Annotated in this window: 16 protein-coding genes; 5 read left to right on the forward strand and 11 right to left on the reverse strand. The window is 67.9% G+C overall.

Going from position 1 to position 17,655, the window contains the following annotated elements; genetic code table 11:
• Positions 1-4: 4 nt before the first annotated feature.
• The gene (locus AC1DWT_RS06865; protein WP_072939780.1) at positions 5-838 is read right to left on the reverse strand and encodes a class I SAM-dependent methyltransferase; all 834 of its coding nucleotides are present in this window, start codon (positions 836-838) and stop codon (positions 5-7) included.
• A gap of 57 nt (positions 839-895) precedes the next feature.
• Between AC1DWT_RS06865 and deoC the strand changes: the two genes are divergently transcribed.
• Positions 896-1,561 carry a deoxyribose-phosphate aldolase gene (gene deoC, locus AC1DWT_RS06870; protein WP_072939783.1) on the forward strand — a complete coding sequence of 222 codons (666 nt, stop codon included), beginning with the start codon at positions 896-898 and terminating at the stop codon, positions 1,559-1,561.
• 12 nt (positions 1,562-1,573) lie between these two features.
• On the opposite strand, the gene AC1DWT_RS06875 is transcribed toward deoC, so the two are convergent.
• Positions 1,574-2,341 carry an LmeA family phospholipid-binding protein gene (locus AC1DWT_RS06875; RefSeq protein WP_072939786.1) on the reverse strand — a complete coding sequence of 256 codons (768 nt, stop codon included), beginning with the start codon at positions 2,339-2,341 and terminating at the stop codon, positions 1,574-1,576.
• 113 nt (positions 2,342-2,454) lie between these two features.
• On the opposite strand from AC1DWT_RS06875, the gene AC1DWT_RS06880 reads away from it, so the two are divergent.
• Positions 2,455-3,072 (forward strand): type IV toxin-antitoxin system AbiEi family antitoxin domain-containing protein, encoded by a 618-nt coding sequence (locus AC1DWT_RS06880; protein WP_072939789.1) that lies wholly within the window; start codon positions 2,455-2,457, stop codon positions 3,070-3,072.
• A gap of 16 nt (positions 3,073-3,088) precedes the next feature.
• Here the strand turns inward: AC1DWT_RS06880 and AC1DWT_RS06885 are convergent, their stop codons facing one another.
• The 4 genes from AC1DWT_RS06885 to AC1DWT_RS06900 form a co-directional block, all read right to left on the reverse strand.
• The gene (locus tag AC1DWT_RS06885) at positions 3,089-4,636 is read right to left on the reverse strand and encodes a TROVE domain-containing protein (RefSeq protein WP_206013080.1); all 1,548 of its coding nucleotides are present in this window, start codon (positions 4,634-4,636) and stop codon (positions 3,089-3,091) included.
• A 337-nt stretch (positions 4,637-4,973) separates the two neighbouring features.
• On the reverse strand, positions 4,974-5,771 hold the full coding sequence (locus AC1DWT_RS06890; protein WP_477920058.1) for a class I SAM-dependent methyltransferase: 798 nt from the start codon (positions 5,769-5,771) through the stop codon (positions 4,974-4,976).
• Positions 5,772-5,792: 21 nt separating this feature from the next.
• Positions 5,793-6,293 carry a DUF2505 domain-containing protein gene (locus AC1DWT_RS06895; protein WP_005560412.1) on the reverse strand — a complete coding sequence of 167 codons (501 nt, stop codon included), beginning with the start codon at positions 6,291-6,293 and terminating at the stop codon, positions 5,793-5,795.
• Positions 6,294-6,344: 51 nt separating this feature from the next.
• The gene (locus tag AC1DWT_RS06900) at positions 6,345-6,842 is read right to left on the reverse strand and encodes a DUF2505 domain-containing protein (protein WP_095862535.1); all 498 of its coding nucleotides are present in this window, start codon (positions 6,840-6,842) and stop codon (positions 6,345-6,347) included.
• A 26-nt stretch (positions 6,843-6,868) separates the two neighbouring features.
• On the opposite strand from AC1DWT_RS06900, the gene AC1DWT_RS06905 reads away from it, so the two are divergent.
• Both AC1DWT_RS06905 and AC1DWT_RS06910 read left to right on the forward strand, forming a co-directional pair.
• Positions 6,869-7,960, forward strand: coding sequence for a UDP-N-acetylmuramate dehydrogenase (locus AC1DWT_RS06905; RefSeq protein ID WP_072939798.1), 1,092 nt, complete (start codon positions 6,869-6,871; stop codon positions 7,958-7,960).
• A gap of 32 nt (positions 7,961-7,992) precedes the next feature.
• Positions 7,993-9,177: a L,D-transpeptidase gene (locus AC1DWT_RS06910; protein WP_072939801.1), complete on the forward strand. Its 1,185-nt coding sequence runs from the start codon at positions 7,993-7,995 to the stop codon at positions 9,175-9,177.
• Between the two features lie 348 nt (positions 9,178-9,525).
• Here AC1DWT_RS06910 and AC1DWT_RS06915 read toward each other — a convergent pair whose 3' ends face one another.
• The 4 genes from AC1DWT_RS06915 to AC1DWT_RS06930 form a co-directional block, all read right to left on the reverse strand.
• Positions 9,526-10,272: an SDR family NAD(P)-dependent oxidoreductase gene (locus AC1DWT_RS06915; protein WP_477920060.1), complete on the reverse strand. Its 747-nt coding sequence runs from the start codon at positions 10,270-10,272 to the stop codon at positions 9,526-9,528.
• A gap of 9 nt (positions 10,273-10,281) precedes the next feature.
• Positions 10,282-11,229: a TauD/TfdA dioxygenase family protein gene (locus AC1DWT_RS06920; protein WP_072939807.1), complete on the reverse strand. Its 948-nt coding sequence runs from the start codon at positions 11,227-11,229 to the stop codon at positions 10,282-10,284.
• A gap of 170 nt (positions 11,230-11,399) precedes the next feature.
• A complete protein-coding gene (locus tag AC1DWT_RS06925; RefSeq protein ID WP_206013077.1) occupies positions 11,400-12,698 on the reverse strand; it encodes an MFS transporter in 1,299 nt (432 codons plus the stop codon).
• Between the two features lie 84 nt (positions 12,699-12,782).
• The gene (locus tag AC1DWT_RS06930; protein WP_477920061.1) at positions 12,783-15,218 is read right to left on the reverse strand and encodes a penicillin acylase family protein; all 2,436 of its coding nucleotides are present in this window, start codon (positions 15,216-15,218) and stop codon (positions 12,783-12,785) included.
• 481 nt (positions 15,219-15,699) lie between these two features.
• On the opposite strand from AC1DWT_RS06930, the gene AC1DWT_RS06935 reads away from it, so the two are divergent.
• A complete protein-coding gene (locus AC1DWT_RS06935) occupies positions 15,700-16,974 on the forward strand; it encodes an ROK family transcriptional regulator (protein ID WP_072940413.1) in 1,275 nt (424 codons plus the stop codon).
• 82 nt (positions 16,975-17,056) lie between these two features.
• Here the strand turns inward: AC1DWT_RS06935 and AC1DWT_RS06940 are convergent, their stop codons facing one another.
• Entirely contained in the window at positions 17,057-17,641 is a 585-nt protein-coding gene (locus AC1DWT_RS06940; protein WP_206013075.1) for a DUF742 domain-containing protein, read from the reverse strand.
• Positions 17,642-17,655: the final 14 nt, after the last annotated feature.

Raw genomic sequence — 17,655 nt, forward strand, 5'->3', positions numbered from 1 at the left:
TCTTTCAGGTCGCACTCCGGCCGTTCACCACGGCGGTGCCGACGAGGGTGCCGGCGTCGACGTCGTGGATCGCGCGTTCGGTGAGCAGCTGCAGGAAATCGAGACGGATCTGCTCGACCGTCCGGTCGTCGAACGGGGACAGCGCGCGGCGCAGGTTCCCGCCCATCACGAGGTCCCATACGAACTCGGGTGTCGCGGGAATGATGTTGGACAGCTCCCGGACCTCGGTCGAGTGCGCGCCCAGCTCGCCGAGCCACTGGTGCAGCCCGTCCGGGGTGTCGATGTGTTCGAGCGCGTCGAACGGCGACCCGCCGGAGTCGGCCTCCGGTTCCCGGTGCCGGGCGACAGCGTCGTGGAGCGCCTCGGCGAAGTCCCGTAACGCGCCCCGCCGCCACACCGTGATCCCGACCTTGCCGCCCGGCCGGACGAGGCGCGCGAGCCGGGTGAACGCGGCGTCCATGTGGGGCAGGAAGAACACGCCGTACGAACAGGCGAGTGCGTCGTAGCCTGCCGCCGGGACGGTGCTCGGCGGCTCCCACGTGGTGGCGTCCGCGCGGACGAACTCGATGTTCTGCAGCCCGCGGTCCGATGCCTTCAGGCGCCCCACCTCCAGGAGTTCGTCGGACAGGTCGACGCCGTGGACGAGACCCGACGGACCCACCGCGGTGGCCGCGGGAAGCGCCGAAGACCCTGCGCCGCAGCACACGTCGAGGACGGCGTCCCCGGGGCGCAATCCGAGTTGGAAGGCGAGGGACTGCCCGGCCGGTCCCCACACGGCCGTCGTCAGCCGGTCGAACTCGAGCCGTGCCTCGTCGAAGACCGATCCCGGATCACTCATACGGCGATGCTAGGCCGTGCGGCGGGCCCGGGAAGGCATTGTGCGAAGCTCACAGGTATGTCCGACGTTGCACTGACCCGCTCCCAGGTGGCCGACCTCGTCGACCACACGCTCCTCAAACCCGAGGCCACCACCGACGACGTGAAGGCGCTGATCGACGAGGCGCGTTCGCTCGGTGTGCTCGCAGTCTGCGTGTCGCCGTCGATGCTTCCGGTCAAGGCACCCGGGCTGGTGACCGCGGCGGTGGTCGGGTTCCCGTCGGGGAAGCACCACTCGCTGGTCAAGGGGGCCGAGGCCAGGCTCGCCGTGGATCAGGGCGCCCAGGAGATTGACATGGTGATCGACATCGGTGCCGCCGTGGCAGGCGACTTCAACGCGGTGCTCGCCGACGTCCTCACCGTGCGCGAGGCAGTCGGCGACAGCACCGTCCTCAAGGTGATCCTCGAGACCGCCGCGCTGAGCGACGAGGCGATCGTGGAAGCGTGCCGGGCCGCCGAGCGGGCAGGCGCGAACTTCGTGAAGACGTCCACCGGGTTCCACCCGGCCGGGGGAGCGACCGTGGAGGCGGTGCGGTTGATGGCGCAGACCGTCGGCGGGCGGATCGGGGTCAAGGCGAGCGGCGGGATCCGCACCGCGGCGGCCGCGCTCGACATGATCGCGGCCGGTGCGACGCGGCTCGGCCTGTCGGGCACCCGCGCCGTCCTGGACGGACTGCCCGACTGACCCGGCCGCCGATCAGACGAGGAGGCCGCAGCTGCTCTGCTGTTCCTGCTGCTGTTGCTGGGTGGGGGCGGCAGGCATCGTGTAGGCGCCGCCTTCGAGGGTGATCTCGATCGCGTCGTCGGTGACCTTCAGCGCCGTCGGCTGCATGCCCAGCGGGTAGGTCTGCAGGCTCGAGGTCAGGATTTGGACCACGCCGTCGACGAGGTCGGTGGGAAGCCCGAAGCCGAGGATCGCAGCGCCCACCGTGTCGACCTTCACGGTCCCGTTCACGACCTCCGGTTTGACGGTCAGATCCGCGAGCCCGGCCGGGCCGACGGAGAACTTCAGGGTTCCCGCGCTCGAATCGGCGGTGACACCGCTGATCAGCGAGCCGAACGCCTGCTGCTGCAGGGTCGCGAGGATGCCGGCGGTCGACCAGGTGACGTCCGCGTCGGAACTGCCGATGGTGCCGCTGCTGTCCGCGGTGTTCTCGATCCGGATGTCGTTGACCTGGGCGTGCACCTGCATTCCCTGTGCGGGGCCGAACTTGGTGTCGTCGCTGTCGATGGTGATGTAGGGGACGTTCTTGTCGATCGACTGCAGCAGGACCGGCTTCCAGCTCAGTCCCACGTCCACCTGCGAGCCGAGTTGGCTCTCGAACTGGTCTGCCATGCAGGTCTTCACTCTGTGGCGGACGAAGAGTTCGCCGCCGACGAGTACCGCCACGAGCGCGGCGATGACGACCAGAGAGATGACGAGCACACGGTTACTTCGGGGTGCGGAGTTCGTTCGGGCTGCCATTACACGGATTCTTCCCGACAACTCTGAACAAATTCTGTGAATGCGTCGGCGGCGGGTCGTCGAGATCCGTAGAAATTGTGATACCTGCCACAATTGCCCAGTAATGTAGGGGAATGTCCGGATGGTTGGCTCCACGTCCCGGTGACCCGGAGCGCGAAGGTGTCGGTGAAGAGCTGACACGCGTCGCGACGGCTCAGGCGGGTTTCTTCACCACTGCGCAGGTGCTGCGCCTCGGGTTCGCTGCCGACGAGATCGGCGAGCGACTCGCCGACGGCTCATGGGTCAAGATAGAGCGAGACCTGTTCCGCTTGAAGGATTGTCCGCACTCCGATCTCGAGGAATTCGCAAAATGGTGCACCTGGTTCGGTGCCGCCGCCGCGGTCTCCCACCAGAGTGCCGCCGAACTTCACGGTCTCGGACACCTGTACCCGCGGTTCATCCACCTCTCGACGGTGCTGTCGCCGCCCTCGCCGACTCAGCAGCTGGCGCTGCACCGGCGGTCACTCCGCCCGGAGGACTGCGAGCAGGTCGGCCCGCTGCGCATCACCACGCCGCTGTGCACGGCCCTCGACCTCGCCGCCAGCGGAATCTCGCAGGAACTGCTCGACGAGGTGGTCGCCGACGGCGTCGCGATCGGGCGACTGAACGCCCGCGCACTGCACGGCGAATGCGGATCCCTGCCGGCGCAGGTGGCGCAGCGCGTCGAACACGCACTGGCCACCTGCACCTGACGGAATACCGCGGCACTCAGAACGGCCACTCGCCGTCCCGGGTGCCCTCCATCAGTGGGATCATCGAGAACCCCGCGTCCGACAGTCCGCCGAACGTGTGACGGTTCGCGGACCCCGCCGGCCCGTGACCGTGCCGGTAGCCCGCCACGTTCCACGTGTAGACGGGGACGTCGGCCGGGACGTGCCGGATCGGATCTCCCCACGCCGCCTGCTCGTCGGTGACGATGACGACGCGATCGTGGCCGCGGTAATGCTTCCGCACCGCCGATGCCGTGTCGGTGCCGCCCAGGTCGCCGAAGCTGTCGACCACCCGCAGGACCGCCTGATGCGCGAACGGAACGATCCGGCTGTCCGTGCCGAACTCGACGAGGTCCGCCTGCTCGGCTCGTGCCGCCAGCACGGTGCCGAACACGGCGGCCGCGTCCGCCCTCGTCAGTTCCGACCGCGCCGAGACGCGGCTGTAGAACATCGACCCGGACCGGTCGACGAGAACCAGGGTGCGGCCGGGCAGCGACGGGACCGCGGACAGTGATGCCCCGAGCGCACGCTCGAGCGCGTGCCCCCACCGCAGGCTCGGCGCGTTCCGGTACGCCGCGAGAAAGCGCATCGGCAGCTGCCGCGACTTCGCGACCTCTTCCGGATCGGCGATCCGGGCCGCCACCTGCTCGGCGACGTGGTCGGGGATCCCGGCCTCGTCGAAGTTCCGCAGGTTGCGGAGAAGCGCCATGAATCCCATGGACGGGATCACCGCCTGCCAGGCCGCGGCATCCATCGGTCCCTGCAGCCAGCCGGCGAGCGACTCCCACGTCATGCCGGCCGCCGACAGACGCTCCGGGGTCCGGAGGACTGAACGCCGGTCCTCCGGCGGGAGTGCCGCCAGCGCCGACCGTTCCGTGAGCATGCGCAGACCGGCAGGCACGGCGTTCTCGCGACCCTGCCGCCGGTCGATCGCGTGCCGGAACAGCTCGCCCTGCCACGCCGCCGACGGCGACGCGTGGGTGAGCTCGAGAACGTCGCCGAAGCGGACGTCCCTGCTCTCGGAATCCCACTTCAGCAGTGAGCGTTCCGAGTACAGCCGGGCGGCGGCGTCCGCGACACCGCGCTTGACCGGCTTCGGGATCGAACGGCCGTGCCGGGACATCCAGTACGCGAGGATCTCGCCCGGCTCGTCGGCCCGCTCCAGTGCGGAGGAGATGACGGCACGGTTGCCGCCGTGCAGACCGGCACCCAGCCGGGCCCGGACGAACTCGGCTGCGGCCACCACCGACGCCGAACGCAGATGCGCATCGCGGCGCAGCCACCCGATCAGGCGGGCGGTCCACTCCGGGTCCGACAGTGCGACTTCGTGGATCAGCGCGACGAACCGCCCGTCGCAGTCCGAAGCCGACTCGTAGAAAGTGTGCTCACCGACCATGTTCGTGACCGCGAGGAGGAACAGCTCACTCTTCGCGTCGCGGGCGTAGCCGCTGCCGCCCTCGAAGGTGCGGCCCGACGGTTGCGTCTCCGACGTGATGGGGCTCCGTACCTTGTTGCGGCGCAGCATCTTCGGGTTGAACTTGCTCATGGTCGTTCCTCCTTCCGGGAGGTGCCGGTGCTCGTGGGTGCGCGCCACCCGAGGTCGAGGCGACGACGGGGTGCGGAGTCGAACCGCGTGCCCCACGCACTTCACCAGAGAAGTATCCGTCGTCTGCGCACCGGGTGGCGCGCACACATGTCGTGCCGAGTTCGAAGTCGGCGGAGGCACGGACGCGCTCTACCACTGAGCTACAGGGACCTGCGTCCCTGACCGGATTCGAACCGGCGACCACGCGATCCACAGTCGAAGTAGCCCTCGCCTGCGCACCGGCACAACATGTTTCGTGAACCGACTCTACGGGGCGCGTCGGGGGATGTCGCGTGAATTAATTCGTGCCGGAACCGGGTGCGACCAGATCCCACGGAACGGTGAGAATGTTGTCGCGGATCCGGCGGCGCTGCGGTTGCACGGGAAGTCCCTGCGCGCGCAGCAGTTCGAGGGCGGCCCGCCACCGCACCCGCGGTCCGAACGAGCCGTGCGGCGCCGCGGTGGCCCACGCGCGATCCGCCGCCGCGAGGAGGGCGTGGACCGGCTCACCCGGGACGTTCCGATGGATCAGCGCCTTGGGCAGTCGTTCGGCGATGTCCGACGGCTTCTCCACCGCGAACGGATCCCACGCCAGTGTCAGCGACAGCGGGCGGATGGCGTCGAGCAGCACCCACGCGCAGCGGCGGCCCAGCTCGTCACACGTGCCGTCGAGGATCAACCCGCCCGGTGCGAGCCCGGACTGCATCCGCGCCCAGGCAGGCCCGACCGCATCCTCGGGGTACTGCCGCAGCACGTTGAACGCACGGACCAGGACGGGACGCAGTCCGGAGAGTTCGAACCCGCCGCGGGCGAAACTCACTCCGTTCCTGCTCTCGACCACTCGCTCGGGGTCGATCTCGAGCCCGACCACCCGGCGGTCGCCGCGCACGGCGGTCAACCGGTCAGCGAGCTCGAACGTGGTGTGCGGCCGGGCGCCGTACCCGAGGTCGACGACGAGCGGGTCAGTGGACGAGTGCAGCGTCCGGCGCACCAGCGCGTCGTGGACGAGCCAGCGGTCGCTGCGGCGCAGCCTGTTGATGCCTGTCGTACCCCGGGTGATGACACCGTGGGGCCGCCTCAGCGTCGCTGAAGTCATGGGAAATCCGTGCGGTGGGTGCTAGTGCTGCGACAACCAGGTTTCGGTGATCTCGGCCTCGGCACGGAACAGGTCGATCAGATTGACGAGCATCAGCTGCTCGAGCTTTCCACCGATGAACGGCAGGTACACCTTCGCCTCGGACGAGGTGCGGAACGTGCACCCCGTCTCGGTGGCGAACAGCTTCATGGTGCCCGTGAGACTGCCCGGGCCCGCCGGAATCGACGCCTCGTACGTGCCCGTGGTCGGCTCACCGAAGGGCGTGTACGACTCCTTGCGCGTGATGACCATGTCCTTCTTCATCACGGTCTGCGCGATCTCGGGGAGTTCCGACCGCGGCAGGATGTGGTGCAGGACGATGTCGATCCCGTCGTCGTTCACGTCGAAGTGCTCGATGTGATTCTCGGAGTACTTCCGCATCTCCTCGATGCGCGCATCCCAGTAGTCACGGTTGGTGAACGCGTTGTACACCTCTTTGGGGGTGTGCTTGTAACGGGCTGAGTAGTCGATGCGGCGAGCCATGATCGCCTAGGTTACCGGCTGGGACCCAACACAATGGACACCCGCCCCAGGTCAGCTCCCGAGCCACTGCTCGGTGAACTCCTGCTCCTTCGTGATCAGGCGGAGGACCTCGTCCGCGATCGCGTTCTCGATCTTGCCGCCGATGAGCGGGATCCTGACCTCGGCCTTGCCTTCGACCTGCACGTTCGACCCTGAACTGTCGGCCGTCAGCGTCTGGGTTCCGGAGATCGTCGCGGGCGCACCCACGACCTCGGCCGTGAACGTGCCCTCGGCGTGATCGCCGTCGAGCGTGCCCCACGTCTCCGTGCGCTTGATCACGAGGTCGCCCGGACGGACCTTCGAGACGATGCTGGGCAGGTGCTCGGCGGGAATCGACTGCGACATGGCCACCGAGATCGTGCCCGGGCCGGTCGTGACCTGGTCCAGGGTGGCCCCCGGTCCTCCGACCTTGTTCAGACGGTCGCGCCAGTACTGCTCGGTGATCAGGCCCGCATGGACCTGGGCGACGGGAAACGCATAGGACGACGAATGCTCGATGCGGCGGCTCACGATCGGCCACGCTACCGTTTGCGGTTGTGTGGGACGTGAGCATTGTCAGTCAACTCGTCGATTCGGGTGCCTTCGTGTCGGAAAACCTCGAACTGTCGGGGATGACCACGCTGCGGGTCGGCGGGCCGGCGCGGATCGTGGCGGAGTGCCCGACCACGCAGGTCCTCGTCGACGTGGTGAGTCTTCTCGACGCCGCGCACATCCCGACGCTGATCCTCGCCGGCGGCTCCAATCTCGTCGTCGGGGACGACGGATTCGACGGTGTGGTGGTGCGTGTGTGCAACACCACTGTCGGCCTGGAGGAGGGATTCGTCACTGCGGAGGCGGGCGCCGAGTGGGATCAGGTGGTCGCGCAGACCGTCGCCGCCCAACTGGGCGGGCTCGAATGCCTGTCGGGGATCCCCGGGTCGACCGGGGCCACCCCGGTGCAGAACGTCGGCGCGTACGGCGTCGAAATCGGGTCGATGCTGCGGCGGGTGCACCTCCTCGATCGGCGCACCGGCGAGGCGCGCTGGGTCGAACCCGACGCGCTCGGCCTCGGGTACCGCACGAGCGTCCTCAAGCACTCCGACGCGGCACTGGTGCTCGCCGTCGAACTGACCGTGCATCCCGACGGACTGTCCGAGCCGCTGCGCTACCGCGAACTCGTCTCGGCGCTCGACGGTTCCGAGGGCGACCGGTTGCCGTCGGCGCAGGTCCGGGGTGCCGTGCTGGATCTCCGCCGGGGCAAGGGCATGGTGCTGGACCCCGACGACCACGACACCTGGAGCGCGGGCTCGTTCTTCACCAACCCCGTCGTCTCCGACGGCGAGCTGGCGGGGGTCCTCGCCGCGATCGAGACCCGCCTCGGCGATGTCACCGTTCCGCAGTACCCGGCCGACCGCGGAACCAAGTTGTCTGCCGGTTGGCTGATCGAGCGGTCCGGCTTCTCGAAGGGGTATCCGGGCGAGAACGCCGTCGCGCGGCTGTCGACGAAGCACACACTCGCGTTGACCAATCGCGGCGCCGCGAAGAGCGAAGACCTGCTGGCACTGGCCCGTGACGTCCGGGACGGCGTCCAGTCGGCATTCGGTGTCCGGCTCGAACCCGAACCCGTGACGGTCGGCTGCGCGATCTGAGACAGGTCCGTAGCACAGGTAACCTGTTAGCTGTGCATGAACTGGGTTCTCGGACAAGTCGGTCGCGCGTCGCGCTGATCGCGACGGCGCTGATCGCGTTTCTCCTTTTGCTGACCGGATGCACGGTCGGCTCCGAGTCGGGAACCGCCACCGCGCCGCCCGAACCGGCGGTCGAGGTCACCCAGAATCCGGCGTCGGGCACCGAGGACGTCAGTCCGGTGGCGCCGATCTCCGCGACCACGTCGCAGGGCACGTTCACCGACATCGCCCTCGTCAACGCCGAGGGGCGTGCCGTGCAGGGTGTGCTGTCACCCGACCGGACCACGTTCACCGTCGGGGAGGCGCTGGGCTACGGCGCCACCTACACGTGGAAGGGCACGGCGCTCGGCACGGACGGCAAGTCCGTCGCCGTCGACGGCAGCTTCACCACGCTCGAACCCGACGAGACGATCGGCGCCACACTCAACATCGGCGACGGTCAGGAAGTCGGGATCGCCGCCCCGATCATCGTGCAGTTCCACGATTCCGTCGAGGACAAGGCGGCGGTCGAGAAGGCGATGACCGTCACGACCAACCCGCCCACCCCCGGCTCCTGGGCGTGGCTGCCCGACGACAACGGGTCGAGGGCGCACTGGCGTCCCCAGAACTACTGGGCGCCCGGCACCACCGTCGCCCTGGACGCCAAGCTGTACGGAGTGGACTTCGGCGGGGGAGCGTACGGCGAGCAGGACCTGTCGCTGAACTTCACCGTCGGGCGCAGTCAGATCGTGATCGCGAACGCCCCCAGCCATCGCATGCAGGTGGTGCGCGGCGGCGAAACCATCATGGACATCCCCGTCAGCTATGGCGAGGGCAATGAGGCGCGCAACGTCACCCGCAGCGGCATCCACATGGTGACCGAGAAGCACGAGGACTTCCTCATGTCCAACCCGCCGTTCTACGAGAACGTCCGCGAACGGTGGGCGGTCCGCATCTCCAACAACGGCGAGTTCATCCACGCCAACCCCGAGACCATYGGCGTCCAGGGTTCGTCGAACGTAACCAACGGCTGCATCAACCTGTCCCTCGGGGACGCCCAGGAGTACTTCGGCACCGCGTTGTACGGCGACCCCGTCGAGGTGACCGGGACGTCCATCGACCTGTCGGCCGCCGACGGCGACATCTACGACTGGGCGATCAGCTGGCCCGACTGGCAGTCCCTGTCGGCCCTCGCATAGGTGAGCGGCAAAGCGTGCTCGGGCACACTTTGCCGCTCACCTACCGGGTTGCCCGCCCTTTCTGAAACTTTCTTCGCACTCGGTGGAACCGAAAGCGGATCCGTTGCGTCTATCTGAATGAGGACGCGTCAACGGCGCCGCGTTCTCGGGTGACACAACTGTGGGGAGTCGTCCGCTGTCGAGGGGTCGACGGACGACCCCGACAGTCCGTTTCGGTCGAAAGTCGTTGATCGGCAGGGGGCTGTGGGATGGGATGGATGTTGCTGGGTTTGGTGACGATCGTGGCGGGACTGTGGGCGGTGGTCCTTTTCCTCGAACACCAGGACAGGCGGATCGCCGCGAAGTCGCCTACGTCGTACGGTGAAAACGTCCGGACGAAGCCTGATCTCGTGGCTTGACGACGATCTGGTCGATGTTCACGTGGGACGGCCGGGAGGCGACGAACCCGATGACGTCCGCGACGTCTGCGGCCACCAGCGGCGTGATGCCCTCGTAGACCTTGTCGGCCCGATCCTGGTCTCCTTCGAAGCGCACCAGCGAGAATTCGGTTTCCACTGCGCCCGGGGCGATCTCGGTGAGGCGGACCGGCTTGCCGARCAGTTCCCCGCGCAGCGTGCGGTGCAGGACGGCCTCCGCGTGCTTGGCCGTCGTGTACCCGGCGCCGTTGTCGTACGCCTCGAGCGCCGCCACGGACGTGATGGTGACCACCAAACCGTCACCCGACTCGATCAGCTTCGGCAGCAGCGCCTTGGTGATCCGAAGGGTGCCCAGGACATTGGTCTCCCACATCCACCGCCAGTCGTCGAGGTCGGCCTCGGCGACGGTGGCCAGTCCCTTGGCGCCGCCCGCGTTGTTCACGAGCACGTCGACCCTCGGCAGTACCGCGGCGAATGCGTCCACGGAATCCTGGTCCGTGACGTCGAGTTCGAGCGCGGTACCGCCGATGTCTTCGGCGATCTTCTCCAGACGATCCAGTCGCCGAGCCCCGATCACCACATGAAATCCCTGCTCGGCCAGGGTGCGGGCGGTGGCTTCGCCGATTCCGGAGCTCGCTCCGGTGACGACGGCGATGCGGGTGTCAGGTGAAAAGGTCATGCCGACATGTTAGGGCTCGTCGATGACGGAGTAGTCACTCGCGTCGCCCGCGACGCTGCGGCTGCGCTCGCCCCGGACGTTGACGGGGACGTCGCCGGCCAGGGTGATGCGGTTGAGTCGCCGGTACTGGTCGTCGTAGTCGGCGACGGCGTAATGCTGAGTGGCACGGTTGTCCCAGATCGCGACATCGCCCGACTGCCAGTTCCACCGGGTGGTGAACTCGAGGGAGATGGCGTGATCCTGCAGGACCTTGAAGAGCGCCTGCGACTGCGTGCTGCTCAGCCCGACCAGCTTCTTGACGAAGTGACCGAGCAGCAGTGTGCGCTCGCCGGTCTCGGGGTGGACCCGCACCACCGGGTGCTCCGTCTCGAAGTAGGTGGACTGGAACTCGGCGCGGTACTCCTGCGACTTCTCGTCCTGTGCGCGTTCGGCGCTGGTCGCCGCGTAGTCGTAGACGTTGGTGTGCGTCGCCCACAGGTTGTCGGCGAGGACCTTCAGCGGCTCGGGCAGCGCGTTGTAGGCGGCGACACCCGACGCCCAGGTGGTGGTGCCGCCGTACGTGGGGAGTTCCACCGCGCGTAGGATCGACGCCTTCGGGATGCGGTCGACGAACGTGACGTCGGTGTGCCAGCTGTTGGCCTTGCCGTAGTCGGAGTCGATGGGCAGCACCTTGGTGCCGCGCGAGGTGACGGTCGGGTGCGCCGTGGTGGGGGAGCCGAGTAGTTCCGCGAACTCGTACTGCGAGTCGTCGGTGAGATGTTCCTGGCCGCGGAAGAAGATCACCTTGTGCTCGAGCAGGGCCTGGCGGATGAGCGAGACGGTGGCGGGGTCGAGGTGGCCGCCGAGCCGGACGCCGTCGATCCGGGCGCCGATGTGGGCGCCCAGCTTGACGACGCTCGCCGCGTTCTGGGAACCCTCGGCGTCGGTCACGTGCTCGGGCGCGAAATCGATGGACATGGTGGGCCTTTCGGATACCGGAGACGGTGTGGAGTCCTGTAACCGAACCATCGGGGAGTGTGCCGCCGGAAGGATTTGCGTCACCCTGATCGCAACGGGTGGGCGCACGACGACGTCTCCGCCGCACCGGCGGGCGGTGCGGCGGAGACGGGTGATCCATGCTGTCGGCGCTACGCGGCGGCGCGGACCTTCCGGGTGATCGCGATGACGCAGAGCAGGCTGAGCAGCGTGACCGCGGTGAGGTACACGGAGATCGGTGCCGATGAACCCCAGCTCGCGTACAGCGCGGCGGCCACCGTCGGGGCGAGCCCGCCGCCGAGAACCGAACCGATCTGATAGCCGAGTGACGCACCGCTGTACCGGACCTCGGCACTGAACAGTTCGGTGAACAGTGCGGCGATCGGCCCGTACACGATGCCCATGAACACGGCCGTTCCGAGAAGCGCGATCATCATCACCGCGGGGTTGCCGAGATCGATCAGCGGGAACAGCGCCGCCGCCCAGACCGTCAGCCCGACCGAGCCGGTGACGAGCAGTCGCCGGCGGCCGTACCGGTCGGACAGCATCGACGCGACGGGGATGACGATCAGCCACACGAACGAGGCGACCAGCGTGAAGACGAGCACCAGCGTCTTGCTCATGCCCAGGACCTTCGTCGAATAGGACAGCAGGTACGCCATGAAGATGTATCCGACGGTGTTGATGCCGATGAACGCGCCTGCGGACAGCAGCACTTCGCGCAGGTTCTCCCGCAGGACGGTGACGATCGGCAGTCGCTGATCGCGGTGCGTGTCCTTGACCTTCTCGAAGTCGGGGCTCTCGGTGATGGTGAATCGGATGACGAGACCCATCAGCACCATCACCGCGCTGGCGAGGAACGGGATCCGCCAGCCCCACGCCAGGAACGCTTCCTCGCTGAGGCTCGTCGACACTCCGAGGAACACGAGATTCGCCAGGATCAGACCGCCGGGCACGCCCATCTGCGGGAAGCTCCCGTAGAAGCCCTTCCGGTTGGCGGGTGCGTGCTCCACCGCCATCAGCACGGCGCCGCCCCACTCCCCGCCGACCCCAATTCCTTGGACGAAACGCAGGGTGACCAGCAGAATCGGCGCCCAGACGCCGATGGTGGCATAGGTAGGCAGCAGTCCGATGCCGACGGTCGCGCCGCCCATCAGCATCAGCGACAGCACGAGCATGGACTTGCGTCCGATGCGGTCACCGAAGTGGCCCATCACGATGCCGCCGATCGGCCGCGCGACGAAGCCGACCGAGAACGTCGCGAACGCGGCCAGGGTGCCCGCGATCGAGGAGAAGGACGGGAAGAACAGCGGGCCGAACACGATCGCGGCGGCCATGCCGTAGATGAAGTAGTCGTACCACTCGATGGCGGTTCCGATGAGACTGGCGCCGGCCACCTTCAGCGGCCGGAAGGGCGCCTGTGGTGTCACGGAGATCTGCGTGGAGGTCATGTCGATGTCCTTCGAGGGCGCCGGGGCGGCGGACGCGCCGCCCCGGCAGGGGGATGAGGAATGCCTACCGAACTGCCGAATCCGTTAGTTCAACGTCACCTCGCCGGACTTGTTCGCATCAACCGACTGTTCGGTCAGGTGGTCGGTCTTGCACTGGAAGTTCCGGTACATGTCCATCTGGTCGCTGTAATGCGGTGACCGCGTGCCGTCCGGTGCGATGAAACCGCTCTGGCCGGGCGGCCCGACGGTGCAGAGGTCGGCGATGCCGTCGCCGAGCACGATGCGGTCGTTCTGGGTTCCGCGATTCATGTACGGCGACAGCGACAGCACCTCGTCGCTACCGGCCTGGGGGACGCCCAGGTAGTTCTTGAAGTCGAACCGGTTCGCGCCGACCGGCAACTTCCAGCCGGCGGGGTCGGGGCCCTGCTCGGCGCGCAGCCGGTCCATCGCCTGGCCGAACGTCGAACGGAGGACGGACATGCGGTCCGCTCCGTTGAAGAAGTCGGTGGTCTGCGGAACGCCGGACTCGTCGCCGCGCAAGGCGTTGTAGACGAGTTTCGTCGCCTCGGCGGGACGTGCGGTGCCCGCGGCGGGGTACACCTTGGCCGCATACGACGCGTACACGTCGTCCGGAAGGTCGTCGCGGATCACCGCATCGAACAGGATCGGCAGCCACGTGCGCATGATCACCGGTTCCGGTCCGTCGTACACGCCGTCCGCATTGTCGTCGGTGGCCTGTCCGTCCCAGTTGCGGAGCAGGTTCACGCCCGAGGCGACAGGGTCGCCGTCCGGTAGTTGCCCGGTGGCCTGCTCCAGGTACGGCAGCAGATAGTCGACGTTGAGGTCGGCGAACGACGCCTGCCGGTTGATGTCCCAGATCTCGCCGGGAGTGAACTTGTCCTTGGCCTCGAGGCGGGTGGTGATGGCCCGCACGCGGTCGACGGGGGACCAGTTGTAGCCGTCGGCGAGTGCGCCTGCCGCGGACTGGTTGTTCCAATTGGCCAGGTAGCCCTGCTCGGGGTTGTACGACTGCGGATTGTCCTCGAAGGACCGGATGCCCTCCCACTCCATGCTGCCGTCACCGACCGCGGGAAGCCGCAGGTCCTGGCCGGCCGGGCGGACGGGCAGTCGACCGGGAGAGACGTAACCGATGTTTCCCTGGTTGTCGGCGTAGTACCAGTTGATGGTGATGGCGACCTTCTTCGCCTGCTCGAGGAACTCGTCCCAGTTGGTGGCCTTCATGATGTCGATCCAGGCGACCAGCGACTGGATCTCGTACCCCGCCCAGCTCTCCTTCAGGGAGTAGGCGCTTCCGTTCGGGGTGTCGAAGCTGGTGACCCGGCCGTGCACCGTCGAGTAGACCGGGTACGCGACGTCTGCCGCGCCGCGCACCTCGATCGTCTCGTTCCGGATCTCCATCGGGCGGTACCCGCCGTCGAATCGGTATGCGTGCTCGTTCGACGGGTCGAGGACTTCCTGGTAGACGTCGTTGACGTCGAGCGGCCCTGCGGTCGCTCCCCAGGAGATCGTCTTGTTGGTGCCGAACAGAACGGTCGGGACGGCATAGGGCGTGTTGCCCGCGACGTCGAGACCGGCGCCGTGCAAACCCACGCCGTACACATAGGACGGGTTGAACCAGCCGAACTGCGGCCCGTTCATCAGAACGGACGTGCCGTCGGTGGTCTTGTCGGCGCCGACCATCCAGAGGTTGCTGGCCTCGGGTTTCATGTGCGGCCAGTCGCCACCGCCCGCGTTCTTCATGCGAGTCAGATTTGCGTCGGGGAGCGCCTGCGTCACGTCGGAGAGCCCGGCTTCCACGGACATCGCGTGCGGTTCGTCGCCGAGCGACGTCGACTGGTCGCGGGGGACCGTGGTTGGGGCGGCGGGATCCTCCTCGGCCCAGATCAGTTGGTCGAAGAGTTGCCGGCCCTTCTCCTCGCCGTTCTTCGCCTGCAGGCTCTTCAGGACCTGGAGGTTCGCGAGTTCGCTGCTCGACTGGGAGAATCTGTTTGCCATGGTCTGCACCCAGACCATCGCCACGTCGTACCCGGTCCAGTGCTCCGGCCGGAAATCGCCGTCCAGGAACTGCTTCGGCATCAGGTGATCCGGGTCTGCGGYGACCTCGTCGATCCGCTTGTTGAACCCCTCGGCGTAGCCGTCGAAGATGTCGCGTTCCGCCTGCGGCAGTCGGGAGAGCTGATCCTTGATCGACGGCGGATCGATGCTGCCCCGCGCCGTCTTGTCGATCTCGACGTAGTCGGGTCCGAGCACCTCGGCCGCCGTGCCGACCGAGGACCGCTTGGCCATCTCCATCTGGAACAGGCGATCCTCGGCGACGGAGTAGCCGTATCCGGAGTAGAGCGCGCGCGTGGTGTCGGCGTACACGTGCGGGATTCCGTAGCCGTCCCGCTTGACGGTGATTCCGGCTGCGGTGGACTCCTGCGTTCCGGTGGCCGTGCAGGCCGTCAACAGCACGGTGAGTCCCACTCCGAGGGCGAGCACCGCTCTCGTCGTCTTCATCGACAACTCCGGGCCCGGTGTGCCGACCAGTGACGATCACATCGATACATCTCACTCCTATAACCGTACGTTCGGTTGGTATCTCGGCGTATTGTGTCGTGAAACACGGTTGCCCGTCAAGAGTGGCGTCAGTCTCCCGCTGCTGCGGGTGCCGCCGCCCCGCAGCAGCGGGAACTGGGGAAGAGGGGTGGCGCGCCGGTACACGCCGACGCGCCTTCGGATTGGTGAAACCGACCGAAGCTGCTACTTTCGTGACATGTCCTCAGGCCAGTCGACCGCTCCGCGGGTCACCTACGTGACCTCCGCGCTGGGTTCGCGGCTGCCCTTGGCGCGGGAACTGTGTTGTCGCTGTCTCAGCATCTGCAGCTAATTCGCGCCGCCTTCTCCTGATCGATCGTCCTCGATCGTCCCCATCTCCACCCGGGACCGATGCAGCGTTCGGACGAAGGTGCGCACCGCCTCCGCATGCAAGGACTGCCACGTGTCTACCCCCACCCTTTCCAGCCCCACCCGGACCGGATCCGCATCTCGATTCCAGCGGCCCGTGTCCCGACCCCGTCTCCACATCGTTCCTCCCGAACTGCGGATCAGCGACGGCCCCGCCGCCGGCGTTCTGCGGGTGGCCCGGTCCCGCGGGCCGCTGTCCCGGGACGTCGCCGCGAAGGCGACCGGACTGAGCATCGCCACCGTCAACCGTCAGGTGTCGGCGCTCCTCGACCTCGGGTTGCTGCGCGAACGCGGCGACCTCACGCCGTCCGGCGCGATCGGTCGTCCGCGTGTTCCGTTCGAGGTCAACCACGAGCCGTACCTGACCGTGGGCATCCACATCGGTGCGGTCGTGACCAGCATCATCGCCAGCGACCTCCGCGGGAAGGTCCTCGGCGCGGTCGAGGTGCCCACCCCGCAGGGCGCGTCCGCCGACGCGCTGACCGGCATCGCCCGCAGCGCACGGGCCTTCGCGTCCCGCTGGCACCGGCGTCGCCCGCTGTGGGCGGGTGTCGCGCTCGGCGGGCGCGTCGATGCGCAGACCGGTGTCGTCGACCACCCCCGGCTGGGGTGGAAGTCGGCTCAGGTCGGCGCCATCATCGCGACCGGACTCGGGTTGCCCGTCTCCGTCGCGGCGCACGTCGAGGCGATGGCCGCATCAGAGTTGCTGCTGAGCCCGGACAGCGAAGACGGTGTCGCGCAAGGCGAAACGGGTCTGTACTTCTACGCCCGTGAGACGGCCGGAATCGCGATCACGATCGACGGCCGCGTCCACACGCCGTCGAGCGGCCCCGGTTCCATCGCGCACCTGCCGACCGGTTCGTCGGCGCAGTGCTCGTGCGGTTCACGCGGATGCCTCGAGGCGACGATCAGCGATCGCGCGGTCATCTCCGCCGCGCTCGACGCCGGCATCCTCCCCGAGTCGAACCAGCGTCCGACGATGAGCGCGCTCTACAAGGCGGCGTCCTCGGGTTCCGTTCCTGCGCACGAGATTTTGGTGGAACGCGCGCAGGTGCTCGGGAAGACGGTCGCGATGCTGCGGGACCTGTTCAACCCGGACCGCGTGATCCTCGGCGGTCAGGCGTTCACCGAGTACCCGGCCGGAATCCCGCATGTCGCGGAGGCCTTCGCGCAGGCATCGTCGCTGGAGCGCAGGGACATTCGAATCTCCGGATTCGGCAACCGGGTGCAGGAGTACGCGTCGACGGTGGTGTCGCTGAGCACCATCTACTCCGACCCGGTCGGAGCGATGCGCCGCACGTCGCCGTAGCGTCACAGCAATTCGTCAGCCGCACAGGCWATWGCCTGTGCGGCTGACGAATTCGTGGGCATCTGTCCCGGCGAGCGGGGCTTCAGAGTTTGCGCAGCCCGTCGAGGACGCGTTCCATCAGCTTCCGATCCGGGCCGGTGGATCCGGCCGTCTCGTTCACGGTGACCGCGCCGGCCGCCGCGAGGTCGCCGACGAGCACGCGCGCGACCCCGAGCGGGATCGACGCGAGCGACGCGATCTCGGCCACCGACCGCGGTTCCGAGCACAGCGCGAAGACGCGGCGCAGTTCGTCCGGCGCCGGCATCGCGTCCACGACGGCGTCCCCGTCCGCGCGGGCGACGATGACCGCCTCCAACGGCAGATCGACGCCGGACTCCGTTCGCCCGCCCGTGAGAATGAACGGCCGGACGATGGAGACGGTCTCCTCGGGTTCCGCCCACTCGGTGGCCTCGGAAGTCCGGGGCGCTCGATCGGCGGCTCCGGACACGGCCTCTGCCTGCTCGGGAACGGCCTCGGCCCGGCCGGGCTCCACCCACTCGACCGACTGCGACGGGCTCGGCTCTGCCGTCGGCGACTGCTCTTTCCTGCCGCTTCGGCGCCGGCCGGCCGAACCGAAGCGCGCCCCTGTCGCGCCGATCATCGGCCAGTTCTCATCGCTCACAGTCATCGGTCGGGACCCTT

The sequence above is a fragment of the Rhodococcus sp. P4_B6 genome (assembly GCF_056402215.1).

What these genes read in the sequence shown, in the direction of transcription:
- AC1DWT_RS06895 (WP_005560412.1), bottom strand. Translation starts at nt 6,293, where the DNA reads ATGGCTCGCCGCATCGACTACTCAGCCCGTTACAAGCACACCCCCAAA.
- AC1DWT_RS06875 (WP_072939786.1), bottom strand. Translation starts at nt 2,341, where the DNA reads ATGGCAGCCCGAACGAACTCCGCACCCCGAAGTAACCGTGTGCTCGTC.
- AC1DWT_RS06865 (WP_072939780.1), bottom strand. Translation starts at nt 838, where the DNA reads ATGAGTGATCCGGGATCGGTCTTCGACGAGGCACGGCTCGAGTTCGAC.
- AC1DWT_RS06940 (WP_206013075.1), bottom strand. Translation starts at nt 17,641, where the DNA reads ATGACTGTGAGCGATGAGAACTGGCCGATGATCGGCGCGACAGGGGCG.
- deoC (WP_072939783.1), top strand. Translation starts at nt 896, where the DNA reads ATGTCCGACGTTGCACTGACCCGCTCCCAGGTGGCCGACCTCGTCGAC.
- AC1DWT_RS06880 (WP_072939789.1), top strand. Translation starts at nt 2,455, where the DNA reads ATGTCCGGATGGTTGGCTCCACGTCCCGGTGACCCGGAGCGCGAAGGT.
- AC1DWT_RS06890 (WP_477920058.1), bottom strand. Translation starts at nt 5,771, where the DNA reads ATGACTTCAGCGACGCTGAGGCGGCCCCACGGTGTCATCACCCGGGGT.
- AC1DWT_RS06925 (WP_206013077.1), bottom strand. Translation starts at nt 12,698, where the DNA reads ATGACCTCCACGCAGATCTCCGTGACACCACAGGCGCCCTTCCGGCCG.
- AC1DWT_RS06885 (WP_206013080.1), bottom strand. Translation starts at nt 4,636, where the DNA reads ATGAGCAAGTTCAACCCGAAGATGCTGCGCCGCAACAAGGTACGGAGC.
- AC1DWT_RS06920 (WP_072939807.1), bottom strand. Translation starts at nt 11,229, where the DNA reads ATGTCCATCGATTTCGCGCCCGAGCACGTGACCGACGCCGAGGGTTCC.